The sequence below is a fragment of the Rhodococcus sp. NPDC059234 genome (assembly GCF_042754225.1).
Classification (GTDB): domain Bacteria; phylum Actinomycetota; class Actinomycetes; order Mycobacteriales; family Mycobacteriaceae; genus Rhodococcus_G.
On record NZ_JBHZAH010000053.1, the window covers coordinates 17,544 to 31,976 of the forward strand.

Consider the following 14,433-nt stretch of genomic DNA (forward strand, 5'->3'; position numbering starts at 1 on the left):
GCTCGCGCCGTCCCGGGGTCCTGTGCTTCCTCGGTACCTGTCAACGGCTACCCGAACAGGGCGGGAAGGGTGCCTTCGTGGGTCGTGCGCAGTTCCGCCAGCGTGACCGAGAACTGGCCCTGGACCTCGACGGAGTCGGACCCCTCGTCGACCACGCCGATCCGAGTCCACGGCAGGTTGCGGGCGCTGCACATGCCGGTGAAGCGGGTCTCCTCCGTGCGCGGCACCGCGACCAGGACGCGACCCGACGACTCGGAGAACAGCGTGACGAACGGGTCCGCGCCCTCGGGGAGCAGGATCCGGCAGCCGGTCTCGCCCGCCAGCGCGGCCTCGACGACGGCCTGCGCGAGCCCGCCCTCGGACAGGTCGTGGGCGGCGGAGATCAGGCCGTCGCGGGACCCGGCGAGCAGGATGTCCGCGAGCAACTGCTCGCGATCGAGGTCGACCTTCGGGGGCACGCCGCCGAGGTGGTCGTGCTCGACCTGCGCCCAGATCGAGCCGTCGAACTCGTCGTGGGTCTCGCCCAGCAGGATCAGCGTCTCGCCGGGCTCGAGGCCGAGTCCCGTCGGGATGCGGCGGTGCACGTCGTCGATGACGCCGAGCACGGCGACCACCGGCGTCGGCAGGATCGCGGTGGCCCCGGTCTGGTTGTAGAAGCTGACGTTGCCGCCGGTGACCGGGATGCCGAGCTTCGCGCAGCCGTCCGCGAGGCCGCGCACGGCCTGCTGGAACTGCCACATCACGCCCGGGTCCTCCGGGGATCCGAAGTTGAGGCAGTTCGAGACGGCCTTCGGGGTGGCACCGGTGACCGCGACGTTGCGGAACGCCTCGGCCAGCGCGAGCTGCGCGCCGGTGTACGGATCCAGCGCGGTGTAGCGGCCGGAGGCGTCGGTGGCCAGTGCGATACCGCGGCCGGTCTGCTCGTCGACGCGGACCACTCCGGAGTCGGCCTGCTCGGCGAGCACCGTGTTGCCGCGCACGTAGCGGTCGTACTGCTCGGTGATCCACTTGCGGCTGCACAGCTGCGGCGAACCGATCATCGTCAGCAGGGTGGCACGCAGTTCGTCCGCGGTCTCGGGGCGCTTCAGGTTCGCGGTGGTGTCGGCGATCAGCGCGTCCTGGGCGGCCGGGCGCTGCACCGGACGCTCGTAGACCGGGCCCTCGTGGGCGACGGTGCGCGGCGGCACGTCGACGACGGTCTCGCCGTGCCAGTCGATGATCAGGCGCTCACCGTCGGTGACCTCACCGATGACGGTGGCGAGCACGTCCCACTTCTTGCACACCGCCATGAACGCGTCGACGTTCTCGGGGGTCACGACGGCACACATGCGCTCCTGGGACTCGCTCGAGAGCACCTCGGCCGCGGTCATGCCGGTGGCACGCATCGGCACCCGCTCCAGGTTGATGTGCATGCCGCCGTCGCCGGCCGCGGCCAGCTCGGAGGTCGCGCAGGACAGCCCGGCGCCGCCGAGGTCCTGGATGCCGACGACGAGCTTGGCCTTGTACAGGTCGAGGCAGCACTCGATGAGCACCTTCTCGGTGAACGGGTCGCCCACCTGGACCGCGGGCAGCTTCTTGCGACCCTGCGACTCGTCGAAGGTCTCCGAGGCCAGCACGGACACGCCGCCGATGCCGTCGAGGCCGGTGCGGGCGCCGAACAGGATGATCTTGTTGCCTGCGCCGGACGCGAACGCCAGGTGCAGGTCCTCGACCCGCATGGCGCCGGCGCACAGCGCGTTGACGAGCGGGTTGCCGGCGTAGGACGCGTCGAAGACGGTCTCGCCGCCGACGTTCGGCAGGCCGAGGGAGTTGCCGTAACCGCCGACACCGCGGACCACGCCGTCGACCACGCGCCGGGTGTCGGGCGCGTCCGCCGCACCGAACCGCAGCTGGTCCATGACGGCGATCGGGCGGGCACCCATGGCCATGATGTCGCGGACGATGCCGCCGACACCGGTCGCGGCGCCCTGGTAGGGCTCGACGTACGACGGGTGGTTGTGCGACTCGACCTTGAAGGTCACCGCCCAGCCGTCGCCGATGTCGACGACGCCGGCGTTCTCGCCGATGCCCGCGAGCATCGACGAACGCATCTCGTCGGTGGTGGTCTCGCCGAAGTACTTCAGGTGGACCTTGGAGGACTTGTAGGAGCAGTGCTCGCTCCACATGACCGAGTACATGGCCAGCTCGGCGTCGGTGGGGCGGCGGCCGAGGATCTCCCGGATGCGGGCGTACTCGTCGTCCTTGAGACCCAGTTCCTTGAAGGGCTGGGCGACGTCCGGGGTCGCGGCGGCGTTGGTGACGGTATCGACCTGCGAGGACACTGGAAACGGGGTCCCTTCCCTGGGGAGTCTGATCGGCAGACCGGGTGGGGCGCTGCCAGCGCAAAGTCTAGCCGGGCGGACCGACGTCCGGCCGCACGGGCAGGGCGGGGCAGGCGAGGTCACACCGACAGCGCACCCGGTTCGGCCACACATCGACCGAACCGGGTGCGCTGTCGGCGCTATCCGTCGATGATTTCGCCGCCCTCGGGAACATCGACGCCGAGCAGCTTCGCCTGGCCCGTCGCGGCCGGGTCCGGGCGGTCGACCGGGTCCGTCGCCGCCATCTTCAGCCCGCTCATGTCGGTGCGCATGTAGATGACGTTGTAGCGGTCCCAGGTGGTGATGGCGTACTCGAGGTACTGCCCGCTCGTCCACGGGTGCATGAACCCGCCGTAGAGACCCGGCAGCAGCGCGGCGCTGACGACGATCTGCTTGCCCGACCACGGTCCTTCCAGCCTGTCGGCCTGCCGGATCACCAGGCCCGACGTGTCCGTCGACATCGCGACGTACTTGCCGAGGTAGTCGTTCCACTGCACGGACAGCTCGCTGATCGGCGCCTTGAGTACCGGCACCGCGTGCGCGATCTCGGGGACCCAGGCCGCGCCGTCCCAGTAGCGGTACGCGTTGAGGTCCAGGATCTGCGCGGACGGCACCCGCGCCAGGCGCGCCCCGCCGCTGCGGCCGGACTTGGTGCCGTACTCGTAGACGAATCCGTCCTTGCCGTCGACGAACGCGCTCTGCTGGAAGTCGCTGTTGCCGGGCGCCACCGCGGGAATGGCGGTGATGCCCGGGATGGCGGGGAGGTCGATGTTGGCGCGGATCGTCGTCGGATCCGCAACCCAGTTCTCGCCGTTGTCGTGCGACACCGCGATGGCCGAGTAGTTGACGGTCCACTCGCCGGGGGTGTCCCAGCTGCGCACGGACATGAAGCGCACGTACTGCACCCCGCCGACCGCGATGCCCGCGGTCGGGATGGTCGTGAACTCACCGGGAATCGCGAAGCCCGGGATGATCTCCTTCGAGTGGTTCGGGCGGTCCAGCGGCGAAGTGTCGATCCGCATACCGTCGTCGAGCTTGGTGTCGGAACTGCGGAACAGCACGTTGCTGCGCCAGTCGTCGTCGTCCACACCGCAGACGCCGACGGTGTCGCCGAACGCCACCATGACGCCGTGCTCGGCACCGGGACGCCCGTTGTCCCACATGATCCCCAGATCGGTGCCCGAGACGCTGAACCGCTCGATGGTCTTGTTCGGGCTGCCCGGCCCGGTGACCATCTCGATCGCCTTGGTGTTGCCCGAGAGCCGCGGCAGGGCGCCGTCGGGCGCGCCGGTGATCCACGGCAGCGCCTTCCCGATCGAGCCGGTCGCGCTGCCCGAACTGCCCGAGCCGTCCTGCCCGCACGGTCCGCCAGCCGCCGAGGCGGGCGAGGCCATCGTCGTGGAGAGCGCGGCCGCCACCACCGTCGCAGACAGAATCGCGGACCACGATCGCTTCGTCGAGAGCACAGGCATGTTCCTTTCCCCGGGGCCGATGTCGAGCCGAGGGCTGCGCGGCACACGAGGCCGCTCCCCCGGGCCACAGCCAATCACGCGGAACCCGTTACAGCCGTGACTGGTGGGACAATTGTTATCAATGTCCGGATTGCCCAGACCTCTTGGCGATACCGCTCGGCGGCTTGGAACAATCCGCCATTCGGCCGACAACCAGCGGCGGGGCGGGTCAGTCGGCGGGTGTGAGGAACGCCGCGAGCGCGTCGGCGTAGGCGGGGACGTCCGCGGCCCCCATCAGCTCCCGCGCCGAGTGCATCGCCAACTGCGCGGCGCCGACGTCGACGGTGGACAACCCCGTCCGCGACGCGGTGATCGGGCCGATGGTGGACCCGCACGGCAGGTCCGCGCGGTGCACGTAGCGCTGCAGTGGCACCCCCGCACGGTCGCAGGCGAGCGCGAAGGCGCCGGCACCGGCTGCGTCGGTGGCGTAACGCAGGTTCTGGTTCACCTTGAGCACCGGTCCGCCGCCGAGCTCGATCCGGTGGGAGGGTTCGTGCCGGTCCGGGTAGTTCGGGTGCGTGGCGTGCGCCATGTCCCCGGACGCGCAGACCGACCCGGCCATGGCCCGCAGGAAGTCCTCGCGACCGCCGCCGCGCGCCAGCACGATCCGTTCGAGCACCGAGTTGAGCAGGTCCGAGAAGGCGCCCCGGTCGGACATCGACCCGACCTCCTCGTGGTCGAACAGCGCCAGGACCGGGATCGCGTCGCCGGGCTCCTCGACGGCGGCGAGCAACGCCCGCGAACCCGCGTAGCAGGTGCCCTGGTTGTCGAGCCGCGGCGCGCTGACCAGTTCGTCGCGCAGACCGACCACCGCGCTCGGCGCCAGGTCGTGCGTCATCAACTCCCAGCCCAGCACCGCGCCCGGGTCGACGCCCACCTCCTCGGCCAGGAAGCCGAGGAAGCTGCGCGGCGAGTTGCCCAGGCCCCAGATCGCGTTGACGTGCCGCTGCGGGTCGAGCTGGACCCCCTTGCGGTCCTCGGACAGGTGGATCGCCAGCTGCGGCACCCGCAGAATGGGACGGTCGACTCGAATCAGCTTCTGCAGCAGACCATTCCCGTCGCGCACACTCAGCCGGCCGGAGATGCCGAGGTCGCGGTCGAGCCACGAGTTCAGCCAGGCGCCTCCGTACGGCTCGAGGCCCACCAGCTGCCAGCCGGCGGACTCGAGGTCCGGATGCTGCTTGACCCGCAGGTTCGGACTGTCGGTGTGCCCGCCGACGATCCGGAACGGCGCCGCCTCGTGCCCCGACCCCTCCGTGCTCCACGCGACCAGGGACCCGCCACGCACCAGGAAGTAGCGGCCCGGCGCCGCGGGCCACCCCTGGGTCTCGCGCAGCCGCACGAACCCCGCGGCCGCCAGTTCGACCGCGACCGTCTCGCACACGTGGAACGGCGACGGTGACGCGTCGACGAAGGAGCAGAGCCCGGTTGCGGTGGCGTCGGTCAGCGAAGGCATGCACCGATCCTATGACCGCGCCCCGGCACGGAGCGCCGCCCCGGTCAGCTCAGTGCGGGGTGCCCGACACGCAGAACCGGTTGCCGTCCGGGTCGGTCAACGTCACCCAGCGAAAACCGTCCATGTCGTGCCGCTCGTACTCGCTCGCGCCCGCGGCGACCAAGCGCGCGACCTCGGCGTCGAGGTCCGGGGCCGACAGGTCCAGGTGCACGCGGTTCTTGCCCGGCGTGGGATCCGGCACCTTCTGGAAGGCCAGCTTGAACGGGGCACCGGGCACCCCCACCATGAAGAACCAGCCCTCGTTCTCGACCTCGATGGCGCCGCCGGTCTGTTCGGCCCACCACGCGGCCAGGGGCCCGGGCTCGGCGCTGTCGAATGTGATCATTCCCAGAGTCAGTGTCATGGCCGCACGCTATCGCCCGACCCCGACAAGTTCTTGCCGACAGCGCCGCGGCCCCGCGGCGGTGTCGGGTCCGTCCGCTAGCGTTCGTAGCGAACAAGATCACCGATCTCCGATGCCGACGAACGGGACTCAGCATGACCGAATCAGCCCGACCAGCAACGACTCCCGAGTCACAGACGGTCGTGAGCCCCCTCTCCCCCGCGGCGATCTTCCTCGTCGCGACCGTCGACGCCGGGGGCGAGGCGGTCACCCGATCGCTGCTCGCGGACGCCGCGGGCCTGCGACGGTCGGTCGGGCTGCGGGTGCCCGGCGCGGGCCTGGAGCTGATCGTCGGCATCGGTTCCGTGGCCTGGGACCGACTGTTCGCCGGGCCGCGCCCGGCGCAGTTGCACCCGTTCCCGCCGCTGCGCGGCGCCAAGCACCAGGCCCCGTCCACGCCGGGCGACCTGCTCTTCCACATTCGCGCGATGAGCACGGACGCGTGTTTCGAACTGGCGCACCAGATCACGAAACGCCTCGCGGGGGCGGCCACCGTCGTCGACGAGGTGCACGGCTTCCAGTACTTCGAGAACCGCGATCTGATCGGATTCGTCGACGGCACCGAGAACCCCTCCGGCGCAAAGGCCGTCGCCGCCGTGACGGTGGGCGCGGAGGATCCCGCCTTCGCCGGCGGCTCGTACGTGCACGTGCAGCGGTACGTCCACGACATGACGGCGTGGGAGGCACTGCCGGTCCCCGAGCAGGAACGGGTCATCGGGCGCACCAAGCTCGAGGACATCGAGATGAGCGACGACGTCAAGCCCGCCAACTCGCACGTCGCCCTCAACGCGATCAAGGACGAGGACGGCAGGTCGCTCGAGATCCTGCGTGCGAACATGCCGTACGGCAGGGTGGGCAACGGGGAGATGGGCACCTACTTCATCGGCTACTGCCACACCCCGGACATCACCGAACGCATGCTCGAGAACATGTTCGTCGGTAGCCCCCGCGGCAACTACGACCGCCTGCTGGACTTCTCGGTCCCGGTGACCGGGTCGGCCTTCTTCGCGCCGAGCGCCGACTTCTTCGAGGACCTGCCCGCCCAGCCGGCGTGATCACGGCCCGGACGCCCACGCGATAGGTTCGGGCCATGTCGCTCGGACCGCTGGTCATGTTCGCCGTCGGACTCAACGCCTACGCCCTGCTGCTGATCTACCTGCGCGCGTGGGTCTACCGGGTGCCCGTGTACCGGCCGATGGTGAAGAACTTCTGGCTGTCGGTGCTGCCGCTGGCGCTCTTCCTGGCGGTCACGGCGGTGCTGGTGGTGACCGTCGGGCTCACCTCCCGCGCCCTCGGGATCGTGGTCGGCGCAGTCGGATTCGCGGTGTGGCTGCTCGCGCTGCCCAACTCCGGCTACCTGATCACCGAGCTCAACCAGAACCACCGCCGCGACGACGAGGACGTCCCGCTCTGGTACGACATCATCGCGGTGCTCACGTTCGCGATGTCCGGGGTGGTGAACACCGTGCTCGGGGTGCTGGCCGCCCAGATCACCTTCACCCTCGCACTGTTCGGCGACTCGAACGCAGCGCTGCGCTCCGCACCGGTGCGCGCGATCCCCGTGGTGATCATCGCGTTGGTGTCGGTGGGCATCTACCTGGGCCGGTACCTGCGCCTGAACAGCTGGGACGTGCGCTCGCCGCGCCGGATGTGGACCAAGGTGCGCGAGCACTTCGACTCCCGGGCGTCGGTCGCGAACTTCCTGCTGTTCTGCCTCACCCACACCGTGTTCCTGGCCCTGATCTACGGGCTGATCGCCGGCCCGCTGCTCGCCGCCGTCGCCGACAGCCCCGACCTGGTGGAGGGCTGAGCGCTCACTCCGGGATCGGGAGCGCGCAGACGGTGTCCAGGCCGAGCACGTGGTTGAGCCGGCCGAACGCCAGCCACGCCCCGATGCTCATCGACAGTTCGACCACCTCGGCCTGGGTGAACTGTGCGAACATCCGGGTCCAGAACTCGTCGTCGAGGCCGTGGTGGTCGAGCGCGTAGCGCTCCGCGTACTCGGCAGCGATTCGGGTGCGGTCGTCGAAAACATCCGTGGTGCGCCAGTTCTCGACCGCAACGTCGAAGCCGTCCTCGACCTTCTCTCCGTCCCGTTCGGTGCGCCAGTCCTGGCAGACGATGCAGCCGTTGATCTGTGCGATCCTCAGCCGGGCGGCCTCGAAGGCGCGCAGGTCGATGGTCGAGTGTTCGTACACGGACAGCGAGAACCGGGAGGCCGGGACCCCGATGCCTGGGACCATCTCGCCCCACACGTACCCGATCGGATCCTTGTCCCCGGGAATGTCGATGAGCATGATGTGGTCCTTTCGTGACTACGAGTGTGCTGGTTCGTCCACGGCTGATCGTCCCAATCTGCCCACGGCGGGGCGCAGCGGGACGTCGAGCGCGTCGTACAGTCCGGGCTCCGCGTCGACCAGCCAGTCGATGGCACTGACGAGGCGGCCGACCGCGGTGGCGTTGCCGCCCGCGGACCGGCTGCCGCCCTCGTCGGTGCATTCGACGGTGACCTCGATGCGCGGACGTCCCTCGATGATCACCCGGTGGGCCCCGTCGCCGTCCGGCGGCATCGGCCAGTCCGTCGCGCAGGTCGAGTGGATGCGGGTGACGTGCTCGATGACGATGCGCGGCTGCCCGTCGACGATGCCCTGCACCTCGAACCGCACCGCACCCTGGGTGCCCGCCTCGAACTCGCCCATCGTCGCGGTGCTGACGGTGGTGTCGAGCGCCCGCCGATCCAGGGTCTCGCGGATCTCGTCGAGGTCGACACCGAGCGCCCGCGCCATCATGCGCACCTGACCGCCCCACACCATGGTCGGGATCGACGGCGCGATCATCGGCGGCAGGTAGTCCATCGGCTGACCCATGCCGACCAGGTACCGGACCGAGTCCGGCTGGTCGTAGGTGGAGTAGTCGAAGATCTCCTGGCAGCGGATCACGTCGACGGTGCTGCCGAGCCCGCTGAGCAGAAGGGGCAGCACGTCGTTGCCCCAACCGGGGTCGACGCCGGAGGCGAACAGCGAGCCGCCGCCCGCGGCGATCGCGGCGAGCACGGGCTCCCGCAGTTCCGCCGGGGCGTTGGCGTGGTCGTAGAGCGGGTACAGCGCGGGGCTGACGACGACGGCGCCGGCGCGAATGGCCCGGCAGATGTCGGCAAGGGCGTCGTCGGGCCGGATGTCGCCGGAGGCCGCGTACACCACCGCGCCGGGTCCGGCCCCGAGCACCGCCTCGATGTCGTCGGTCGCCGCGACCCCCAGATCGCGGTCGAGGCCACCCAGCTCACCCGCATCGCGGCCGACCTTCTCCGGGTTGTGCACCAGCACGTTCACGAGCTCGAGCTCAGGGTGCGCGTCGACGGCGCGAATGGCCGCACGCCCGACGTTGCCAGTGCCCCAGACGGCCACGGAAATCATGGATCGGACGGTACCGAACTGAAATACGTTCTCGTGGTGGAATCGGACCACTCAGGCGGTGACGGGGTCAGCCACGCGCGCGGCAGGCCGGAGCGGGACGTCGAGTGCGTCGTAGAGTCCCGGGTCCTTGCCCACCAGCCAGACGATGGCGTCGACGAGCCTGCCGACTGCCGCCCGCGCGCCGCCCGCCGCCGGGTCGCCACGGCCCACCACCGAACGGACTGTCGTCTCGAGCCGGGAGTCGCCCTCGACGACGATCCGGTAGGCGCTCGCGGCGTCCTCCGGCAGGTTCGGCCAATCCGGTGCGCAGGTCGGGTCGATCCGATTGACGTGCTCGATCACGATGCGCGGCTGCCCGCCGACGATGCCCTGCACCTCGAACCGCAACGCGCCCTGCCCGCCTGCCTCGAACTTCCCCATGGCGTCGGTCTCGACGGTGACCTCGAGTGGGCGCCGCGAGACGGTCTCGCGGATCTCGTCGAGTTCGACACCGAGCGCACGCGCCAGCATCCGCACCTGACCGCCCCACACCGTGGTCGGCATCCGCGGCGCCAGCAGCGGCGGCAGGTAGTCGAGAGGCTCGCCCATGCCGACGAGGCGGCGCACCGACCCGGGTTCCGAGTAGCCGGAGTAGTCGACGATCTCCTGGCAGCGGATCACGTCGACGGTGGTGCCGAGACCACCGAGCAGCAGCGGCAACACCCCGCTGGCCCAGTCCGGGTCGGCGGAGGCGACGAACAGCGAGCCGCCGCCCGCCGCGATCGCTTCGCGAATCGGCGCGCGCACCTCGTGCCGGTCGTCGCGGCTGTCGTAGAGCGGATGGATCGGCTCGGTCACGACGACCGCGCCCGCGCGCAGGGCCGCGCAGACGTCGGCCAGCGCGCCTGCCGAGCGGGTGTTGCCGGACGCGGCGTACACCACGGCGCGGGGTCGGGCGCCGAGCACCGCGGCGGCGTCGTCGGTGGCGACGACCCCGAGAGTCCGTTCCAGGCCACCGAGTTCACCCGCGTCGCGGCCGACCATCTCGGGCCCGTGCACGAGCACCGCGGTCAGCTCCAGACCCGGGTGCGCGTCGACCGCGCGGATGGCCGCGCGCCCGATATTCCCCGTGCCCCACACGATCGTCGAGATCATCGGCGGACCGTAGCAAAAGGGCGGACCGGAAAACCCGGTCCGCCCTCGCGGCGAATCAACGCGTGATCCCTCAGGCGGTGAGGACGGCGTCGAGCGCGGAGTAGAACATGCCGAGGCCGTCGTCGCTCGGTCCGGTCAGCGACTCGGTCGCGTGCTCGGGGTGCGGCATCAGCCCGACGACGCGACCGTTCGCGGAGGCGATGCCCGCGATGGACCGCTGCGAGCCGTTGGGGTTGTCGCCGGCGTAACGGAAGGCCACGCGGCCCTCCCCCTCGAGCTCGTCGAGCACCCGCTCGGAGGCCTGGTAGCGACCCTCGCCGGACTTGAGCGGGATCAGGATCTCGGCGCCGGCCTCGTAGCGGGCCGTCCACGCGGTGGACGTGGACTCGACCTTCAGCCACTGGTCACGGCAGATGAAGTGCAGGCCCTCGTTGCGGGTCAGCGCGCCGGGCAGCAGCCCGGCCTCGCAGAGCACCTGAAAGCCGTTGCAGATGCCGAGGACCGGCATGCCGCCCTTGGCGGCCTCGACGACCTTGCCCATCACGGGGGCGAACCGGGCGATCGCGCCGCAGCGCAGGTAGTCGCCGTAGGAGAAGCCGCCGGGGACGATGACCCCGTCCACGCCCTTGAGGTCGGCGTCGCCGTGCCACAGGCTGACGGCCTCGCCGCCCGCCAGGGTCACCGCGCGCGCGGCGTCGACGTCGTCGAGGGTGCCGGGGAAGGTGATGACTCCGATGCGAGCGCTCATGCGTCGACGCGCCTCACGGTCCAGTCCTCGATCACGGTGTTCGCGAGCAGCCCTTCGGCGATCTTCTCCAGCTCGGCGTCCTCGACGCTGCCGTCGATCTCGAGCTCGAATCGCTTCCCCTGGCGAACGTCGGACACGCCGGCGAAGCCCAGCCGGGACAGCGCCCCGACGATGGCCTGCCCCTGGGGATCGAGAATCTCGGCCTTGGGCATGACTTCGACTACGACACGGGCCACGTGCTGCTCCTCGCTTGGTGCTCCGGTATCGCCCGGGAGAATCCCGCCGGGCAACTGGCAGTTTACCGGCGCATACTCGACCGCATGCGACTGACCCATTTCGGCCACTCCTGCCTGCTCGCCGAGATCAACGGTTCGACGGTTCTGTTCGACCCCGGCAGCTTCTCGCACGGCTTCGAGGGCATCACCGGATTGGACGCCATTCTGATCACCCACCAGCATCCCGATCACGCCGACACCGCGCGGCTGCCCGCCCTGGTGGAGGCCAATCCCGGCGCCGCGCTGTACGCCGACCCGCAGACCGCCGCTCTGTTCGGCGGCGACTGGAAGGCGGTGCACGCGGGCGACGAGTTCGACATCGGCGACCTGCGGGTGACCGGGACCGGCGGCACGCACGCGGTGATCCATCCCGACATCCCGGTGATCGACAACACCGCCTACCTGCTCGGCACCGCCGACGAGCCGGCCCAGCTGATGCACCCGGGCGATTCGCTGTTCGTGCCCGAGCAGCAGGTCGGGGTGCTGGCGCTGCCGTCGGCGGCGCCGTGGCTGAAGATCTCGGAGGCGATCGACTACCTGCGGGCCGTCGCGCCGCGGGTCGCGGTGCCGATCCACCAGGCGATCCTCGCCGACCAGGCGACCGGCATCTTCTACGGCCGCTACACCGACATGGCGGCCGAGGGCACCGAGTTCCGGGTGCTGCCCGAGGAGAACTCGATCGAAGTGCGCTGACGCGCCGGTGCGCAACGCACCCCTGCCGGGGTGACGAGCGCACAGTTCGTCGGGTCAGGCAACGGCCTGCCCGAGGCGCCGGTCCCAGCGGTAGACGGTGGGTCGAGCACCGTGGTGCAACGACAGGTCGACGGCGTCGAGGAGGGCCTGCCGGGGTCCCGGCTGCGCGAGTTGCTTGGCGGAGATGGCGAGGCGGACCAGGCCCCCGCGACGGGCGGTGCGGCCCGCACCGAGCACCAGCGCCCGGCACCACCACGGTTCGGCCCGGTGGCCCTCGCCGATGCCGAGGACCCGGCCCCGGGTGACGGTGCCGCGTTCGAGGTCGTGGACGCCGGTCGCACCGGCGAGGAGCCGGAAGCCGGTACGCGGCAGCGCGGACACCGCGCCGGACGAGGCCTGCCACCGCGGCGCCGCGAACAGCCGGGTCCGCAGCCCCGTCTCCTCCATCACCCGGTCGGCGGCGAGGAGTCGCAGAGTGGCCTCGTGCGCGGGCAGCGCGGCGAACTCTGCGCGCCGCTTCTTGGTGGCGGCCTGGTCGTAGCCGTGCAGCACCACGGCGTCACCACCGGCCTGCCGCGACCGCAGCCACTCCTGCGTCGGCTCGTCGCGGACCAGGCGGTACTTGTCCTTGAGCCTCGGCGCGACCAGCAGCGAGAGCGGCACACCGCGACCGTCCAGGTCGGCCGCGAACTCCGCGACCCGCTCCCTGGTCTCGTCCCTGATCCCCGACACCGACACGATCAGCTCTCCGGCCATGCCGCCAAGCCTGGCACCCCAAGGTGTACGGCCACTGACATCCGGATGAGCGCTCGGTGCGGACCGCCCCGCGCACCCGGGCCGTCGGCTACCCCTGGTCACGGACCCCGTTGCGGTCCCGCCACCAGTGCGGCGCATCGACGAAGTGGTTGTCGTATTCGTCCTGCGCCGGCGCCAGTTCCGCCAGCGTCGCGTCACCTGCCTGGATCCGGGCCAGCAACCGGAAGTACTCGAACCGTTGCACACCGGGGGTCAGCACGATCAACACCCGCGCCGCGGAATCTGCCGTCGCACCGAAGGCGTGCGGCATCAGCTTGGGCACCACCAGGGATCCCCCGGCGGGCACGGTGCGGATCTCGTCGCCTGCCATGACCCGGAGCTCGCCCTCGAGCACATGGAACAACTCCGACGAACGCGTGTGGAAATGCGGGGTGGCACCGTCGACGCCCACCTCGAGGCGCACCTCGAGCGAGCTGAGCGCGTCGCCGGTGTCGGACGCGTCGAACAGCAGCCGCATCGACGCCCGGTCGTTGCCGAGCACCTCGTCCCGATTCGCGCGCGCCCGAAGCGGGACGTCGCCGCCGATCGTGTTGTCGCTCATGCCGATCTCCTCGTGTGTCGCGGTCGCCTCAGGCGGCCAGCAGTCCGGCGGCCAGGATCATCGCCCCTGCGGTCGCCCCGTGGATCGCGAACGCCGCTCTCCGGTCGCCGCCGTTGGCCAGCACGATGCCCATGTCTCCGAGCGGGATGACGGCGAGCACCAGCATCAGCAGCGGCAACTGGTCGCGGCCGGCGAAGGTGAAGGCGATCACCAGCAGGCCGCAGGTGACGTCGCGGATCCCCTTCACCTGCCACCACCCGCGGGCATCGGGCGCGGGGCTGGTAGGCAGCCCGAATCCTGCGGCGTTCTTCGCGTTCTTCGTCAGATAGGCCACACCGATCCCGATGATCCCGAGCGCCCCGATCCAGCTGATGACGAGTCCGATCCAGTTCAGCATCCGATGTGCCTTTCACTCGTAGAAGTTCTAACAACGATAGACGATCGATGATTTGAAATCTACCAGTGATAGAATCTGGTCGTGGGTGTTTCAGAGCGCAAGGCGCGGGAGAAGCAGGATCGCGAGCGCAGGATCATCGAGTGCGCGCGCAGCATCGCCGAGGACGAGGGGTGGCCCGCGGTGACGACGCGGCGACTCGCCGACGAGATCGAGTACAGCCCGCCCGTGCTCTACGGGCACTTCCCCGAGGGCAGGGACGGAATCGTCAACGCGGTCGCGCTTGAGGGGTTCCGGGACTTCACCCGGGTGATGCGCGACGCGGTGCGGGACGTCGACGAGTCCCGCCGGCTGTACGCGTTCATCCACGCCTACCTGGCCTTCGCGGCGGACAATCCCGCGACGTACGAGGCCATGTTCTCGATGCGACTGGGCGTGCGCTTCGCACACGAGTCGACCCCCCCGGAGCTGCGCGAGGGGTTCGCGACACTGGTGGCGGCGATCGGAACCGGGTCGACCGGCGACGCCGGGACCAGGGCGGAGGTGTTCTGGAGCGCACTGCACGGGATGTGCGTGCTCACCCGCGGGCAGCGTCTCGACACCGCCAACGAGCGCGCGCGCATCGAGGTGCTCGCCGGGCTGTTCGGGTG

At 70.4% G+C, this 14,433-nt stretch carries 16 protein-coding genes; 4 read left to right on the forward strand and 12 right to left on the reverse strand.

Annotation, left to right across the window (positions count from 1 at the left end; all coding sequences use genetic code 11):
- Positions 1-47: 47 nt before the first annotated feature.
- From purL to ACFXGJ_RS13295, 4 genes are all read right to left on the reverse strand, one after another.
- Positions 48-2,321, reverse strand: coding sequence for a phosphoribosylformylglycinamidine synthase subunit PurL (gene purL, locus ACFXGJ_RS13280; RefSeq protein ID WP_378620253.1), 2,274 nt, complete (start codon positions 2,319-2,321; stop codon positions 48-50).
- A gap of 179 nt (positions 2,322-2,500) precedes the next feature.
- Positions 2,501-3,826, reverse strand: a complete 1,326-nt coding sequence (locus ACFXGJ_RS13285; protein ID WP_378620256.1) for a DUF4185 domain-containing protein — start codon at positions 3,824-3,826, stop codon at positions 2,501-2,503.
- 214 nt (positions 3,827-4,040) lie between these two features.
- Complete coding sequence (locus ACFXGJ_RS13290) at positions 4,041-5,327, reverse strand: M18 family aminopeptidase (protein ID WP_378620258.1); 1,287 nt, start codon at positions 5,325-5,327, stop codon at positions 4,041-4,043.
- Between the two features lie 49 nt (positions 5,328-5,376).
- On the reverse strand, positions 5,377-5,730 hold the full coding sequence (locus ACFXGJ_RS13295) for a VOC family protein (protein ID WP_378620261.1): 354 nt from the start codon (positions 5,728-5,730) through the stop codon (positions 5,377-5,379).
- 134 nt (positions 5,731-5,864) lie between these two features.
- Here ACFXGJ_RS13295 and ACFXGJ_RS13300 point away from each other — a divergent pair, with 134 nt between their 5' ends.
- Complete coding sequence (locus tag ACFXGJ_RS13300) at positions 5,865-6,824, forward strand: Dyp-type peroxidase (RefSeq protein WP_378620263.1); 960 nt, start codon at positions 5,865-5,867, stop codon at positions 6,822-6,824.
- A 35-nt stretch (positions 6,825-6,859) separates the two neighbouring features.
- A complete protein-coding gene (locus ACFXGJ_RS13305; protein ID WP_378620265.1) occupies positions 6,860-7,579 on the forward strand; it encodes a DUF1361 domain-containing protein in 720 nt (239 codons plus the stop codon).
- A 4-nt stretch (positions 7,580-7,583) separates the two neighbouring features.
- Here the strand turns inward: ACFXGJ_RS13305 and ACFXGJ_RS13310 are convergent, their stop codons facing one another.
- The 5 genes from ACFXGJ_RS13310 to purS all read right to left on the reverse strand — a co-directional run bounded on the left by ACFXGJ_RS13310 (position 7,584) and on the right by purS (position 11,300).
- Complete coding sequence (locus ACFXGJ_RS13310; RefSeq protein WP_378620267.1) at positions 7,584-8,066, reverse strand: carboxymuconolactone decarboxylase family protein; 483 nt, start codon at positions 8,064-8,066, stop codon at positions 7,584-7,586.
- Positions 8,067-8,084: 18 nt separating this feature from the next.
- The gene (locus ACFXGJ_RS13315) at positions 8,085-9,182 is read right to left on the reverse strand and encodes a dihydrodipicolinate reductase (protein WP_378620270.1); all 1,098 of its coding nucleotides are present in this window, start codon (positions 9,180-9,182) and stop codon (positions 8,085-8,087) included.
- Between the two features lie 51 nt (positions 9,183-9,233).
- Positions 9,234-10,316: a dihydrodipicolinate reductase gene (locus ACFXGJ_RS13320; RefSeq protein ID WP_378620274.1), complete on the reverse strand. Its 1,083-nt coding sequence runs from the start codon at positions 10,314-10,316 to the stop codon at positions 9,234-9,236.
- A gap of 70 nt (positions 10,317-10,386) precedes the next feature.
- A complete protein-coding gene (gene purQ / locus ACFXGJ_RS13325) occupies positions 10,387-11,064 on the reverse strand; it encodes a phosphoribosylformylglycinamidine synthase subunit PurQ (protein ID WP_378620277.1) in 678 nt (225 codons plus the stop codon).
- Positions 11,061-11,300, reverse strand: a complete 240-nt coding sequence (gene purS, locus ACFXGJ_RS13330) for a phosphoribosylformylglycinamidine synthase subunit PurS (RefSeq protein WP_142096470.1) — start codon at positions 11,298-11,300, stop codon at positions 11,061-11,063. The genes purQ and purS overlap by 4 nt, the downstream gene beginning before the upstream one ends.
- An 84-nt stretch (positions 11,301-11,384) precedes the next feature.
- Here purS and ACFXGJ_RS13335 point away from each other — a divergent pair, with 84 nt between their 5' ends.
- Positions 11,385-12,032, forward strand: coding sequence for an MBL fold metallo-hydrolase (locus tag ACFXGJ_RS13335; protein ID WP_378620286.1), 648 nt, complete (start codon positions 11,385-11,387; stop codon positions 12,030-12,032).
- 54 nt (positions 12,033-12,086) lie between these two features.
- Here the strand turns inward: ACFXGJ_RS13335 and ACFXGJ_RS13340 are convergent, their stop codons facing one another.
- The 3 genes from ACFXGJ_RS13340 to ACFXGJ_RS13350 all read right to left on the reverse strand — a co-directional run bounded on the left by ACFXGJ_RS13340 (position 12,087) and on the right by ACFXGJ_RS13350 (position 13,786).
- Positions 12,087-12,788, reverse strand: coding sequence for a DUF2334 domain-containing protein (locus ACFXGJ_RS13340; protein ID WP_378620288.1), 702 nt, complete (start codon positions 12,786-12,788; stop codon positions 12,087-12,089).
- Between the two features lie 88 nt (positions 12,789-12,876).
- Positions 12,877-13,305: a cupin domain-containing protein gene (locus ACFXGJ_RS13345; RefSeq protein WP_378620294.1), complete on the reverse strand. Its 429-nt coding sequence runs from the start codon at positions 13,303-13,305 to the stop codon at positions 12,877-12,879.
- A gap of 112 nt (positions 13,306-13,417) precedes the next feature.
- Complete coding sequence (locus ACFXGJ_RS13350; RefSeq protein ID WP_378620290.1) at positions 13,418-13,786, reverse strand: DUF4267 domain-containing protein; 369 nt, start codon at positions 13,784-13,786, stop codon at positions 13,418-13,420.
- 81 nt (positions 13,787-13,867) lie between these two features.
- Between ACFXGJ_RS13350 and ACFXGJ_RS13355 the strand changes: the two genes are divergently transcribed.
- On the forward strand, positions 13,868-14,433 hold a 566-nt coding region (locus ACFXGJ_RS13355), incomplete at its 3' end, for a TetR/AcrR family transcriptional regulator (protein WP_378620292.1).

What these genes read in the sequence shown, in the direction of transcription:
- ACFXGJ_RS13290 (WP_378620258.1), bottom strand. Translation starts at nt 5,327, where the DNA reads ATGCCTTCGCTGACCGACGCCACCGCAACCGGGCTCTGCTCCTTCGTC.
- ACFXGJ_RS13295 (WP_378620261.1), bottom strand. Translation starts at nt 5,730, where the DNA reads ATGACACTGACTCTGGGAATGATCACATTCGACAGCGCCGAGCCCGGG.
- ACFXGJ_RS13300 (WP_378620263.1), top strand. Translation starts at nt 5,865, where the DNA reads ATGACCGAATCAGCCCGACCAGCAACGACTCCCGAGTCACAGACGGTC.
- ACFXGJ_RS13305 (WP_378620265.1), top strand. Translation starts at nt 6,860, where the DNA reads ATGTCGCTCGGACCGCTGGTCATGTTCGCCGTCGGACTCAACGCCTAC.
- ACFXGJ_RS13310 (WP_378620267.1), bottom strand. Translation starts at nt 8,066, where the DNA reads ATGCTCATCGACATTCCCGGGGACAAGGATCCGATCGGGTACGTGTGG.
- ACFXGJ_RS13315 (WP_378620270.1), bottom strand. Translation starts at nt 9,182, where the DNA reads ATGATTTCCGTGGCCGTCTGGGGCACTGGCAACGTCGGGCGTGCGGCC.
- ACFXGJ_RS13320 (WP_378620274.1), bottom strand. Translation starts at nt 10,316, where the DNA reads ATGATCTCGACGATCGTGTGGGGCACGGGGAATATCGGGCGCGCGGCC.
- purQ (WP_378620277.1), bottom strand. Translation starts at nt 11,064, where the DNA reads ATGAGCGCTCGCATCGGAGTCATCACCTTCCCCGGCACCCTCGACGAC.
- ACFXGJ_RS13335 (WP_378620286.1), top strand. Translation starts at nt 11,385, where the DNA reads ATGCGACTGACCCATTTCGGCCACTCCTGCCTGCTCGCCGAGATCAAC.
- ACFXGJ_RS13340 (WP_378620288.1), bottom strand. Translation starts at nt 12,788, where the DNA reads ATGGCCGGAGAGCTGATCGTGTCGGTGTCGGGGATCAGGGACGAGACC.
- ACFXGJ_RS13345 (WP_378620294.1), bottom strand. Translation starts at nt 13,305, where the DNA reads ATGCGGCTGCTGTTCGACGCGTCCGACACCGGCGACGCGCTCAGCTCG.
- ACFXGJ_RS13350 (WP_378620290.1), bottom strand. Translation starts at nt 13,786, where the DNA reads ATGCTGAACTGGATCGGACTCGTCATCAGCTGGATCGGGGCGCTCGGG.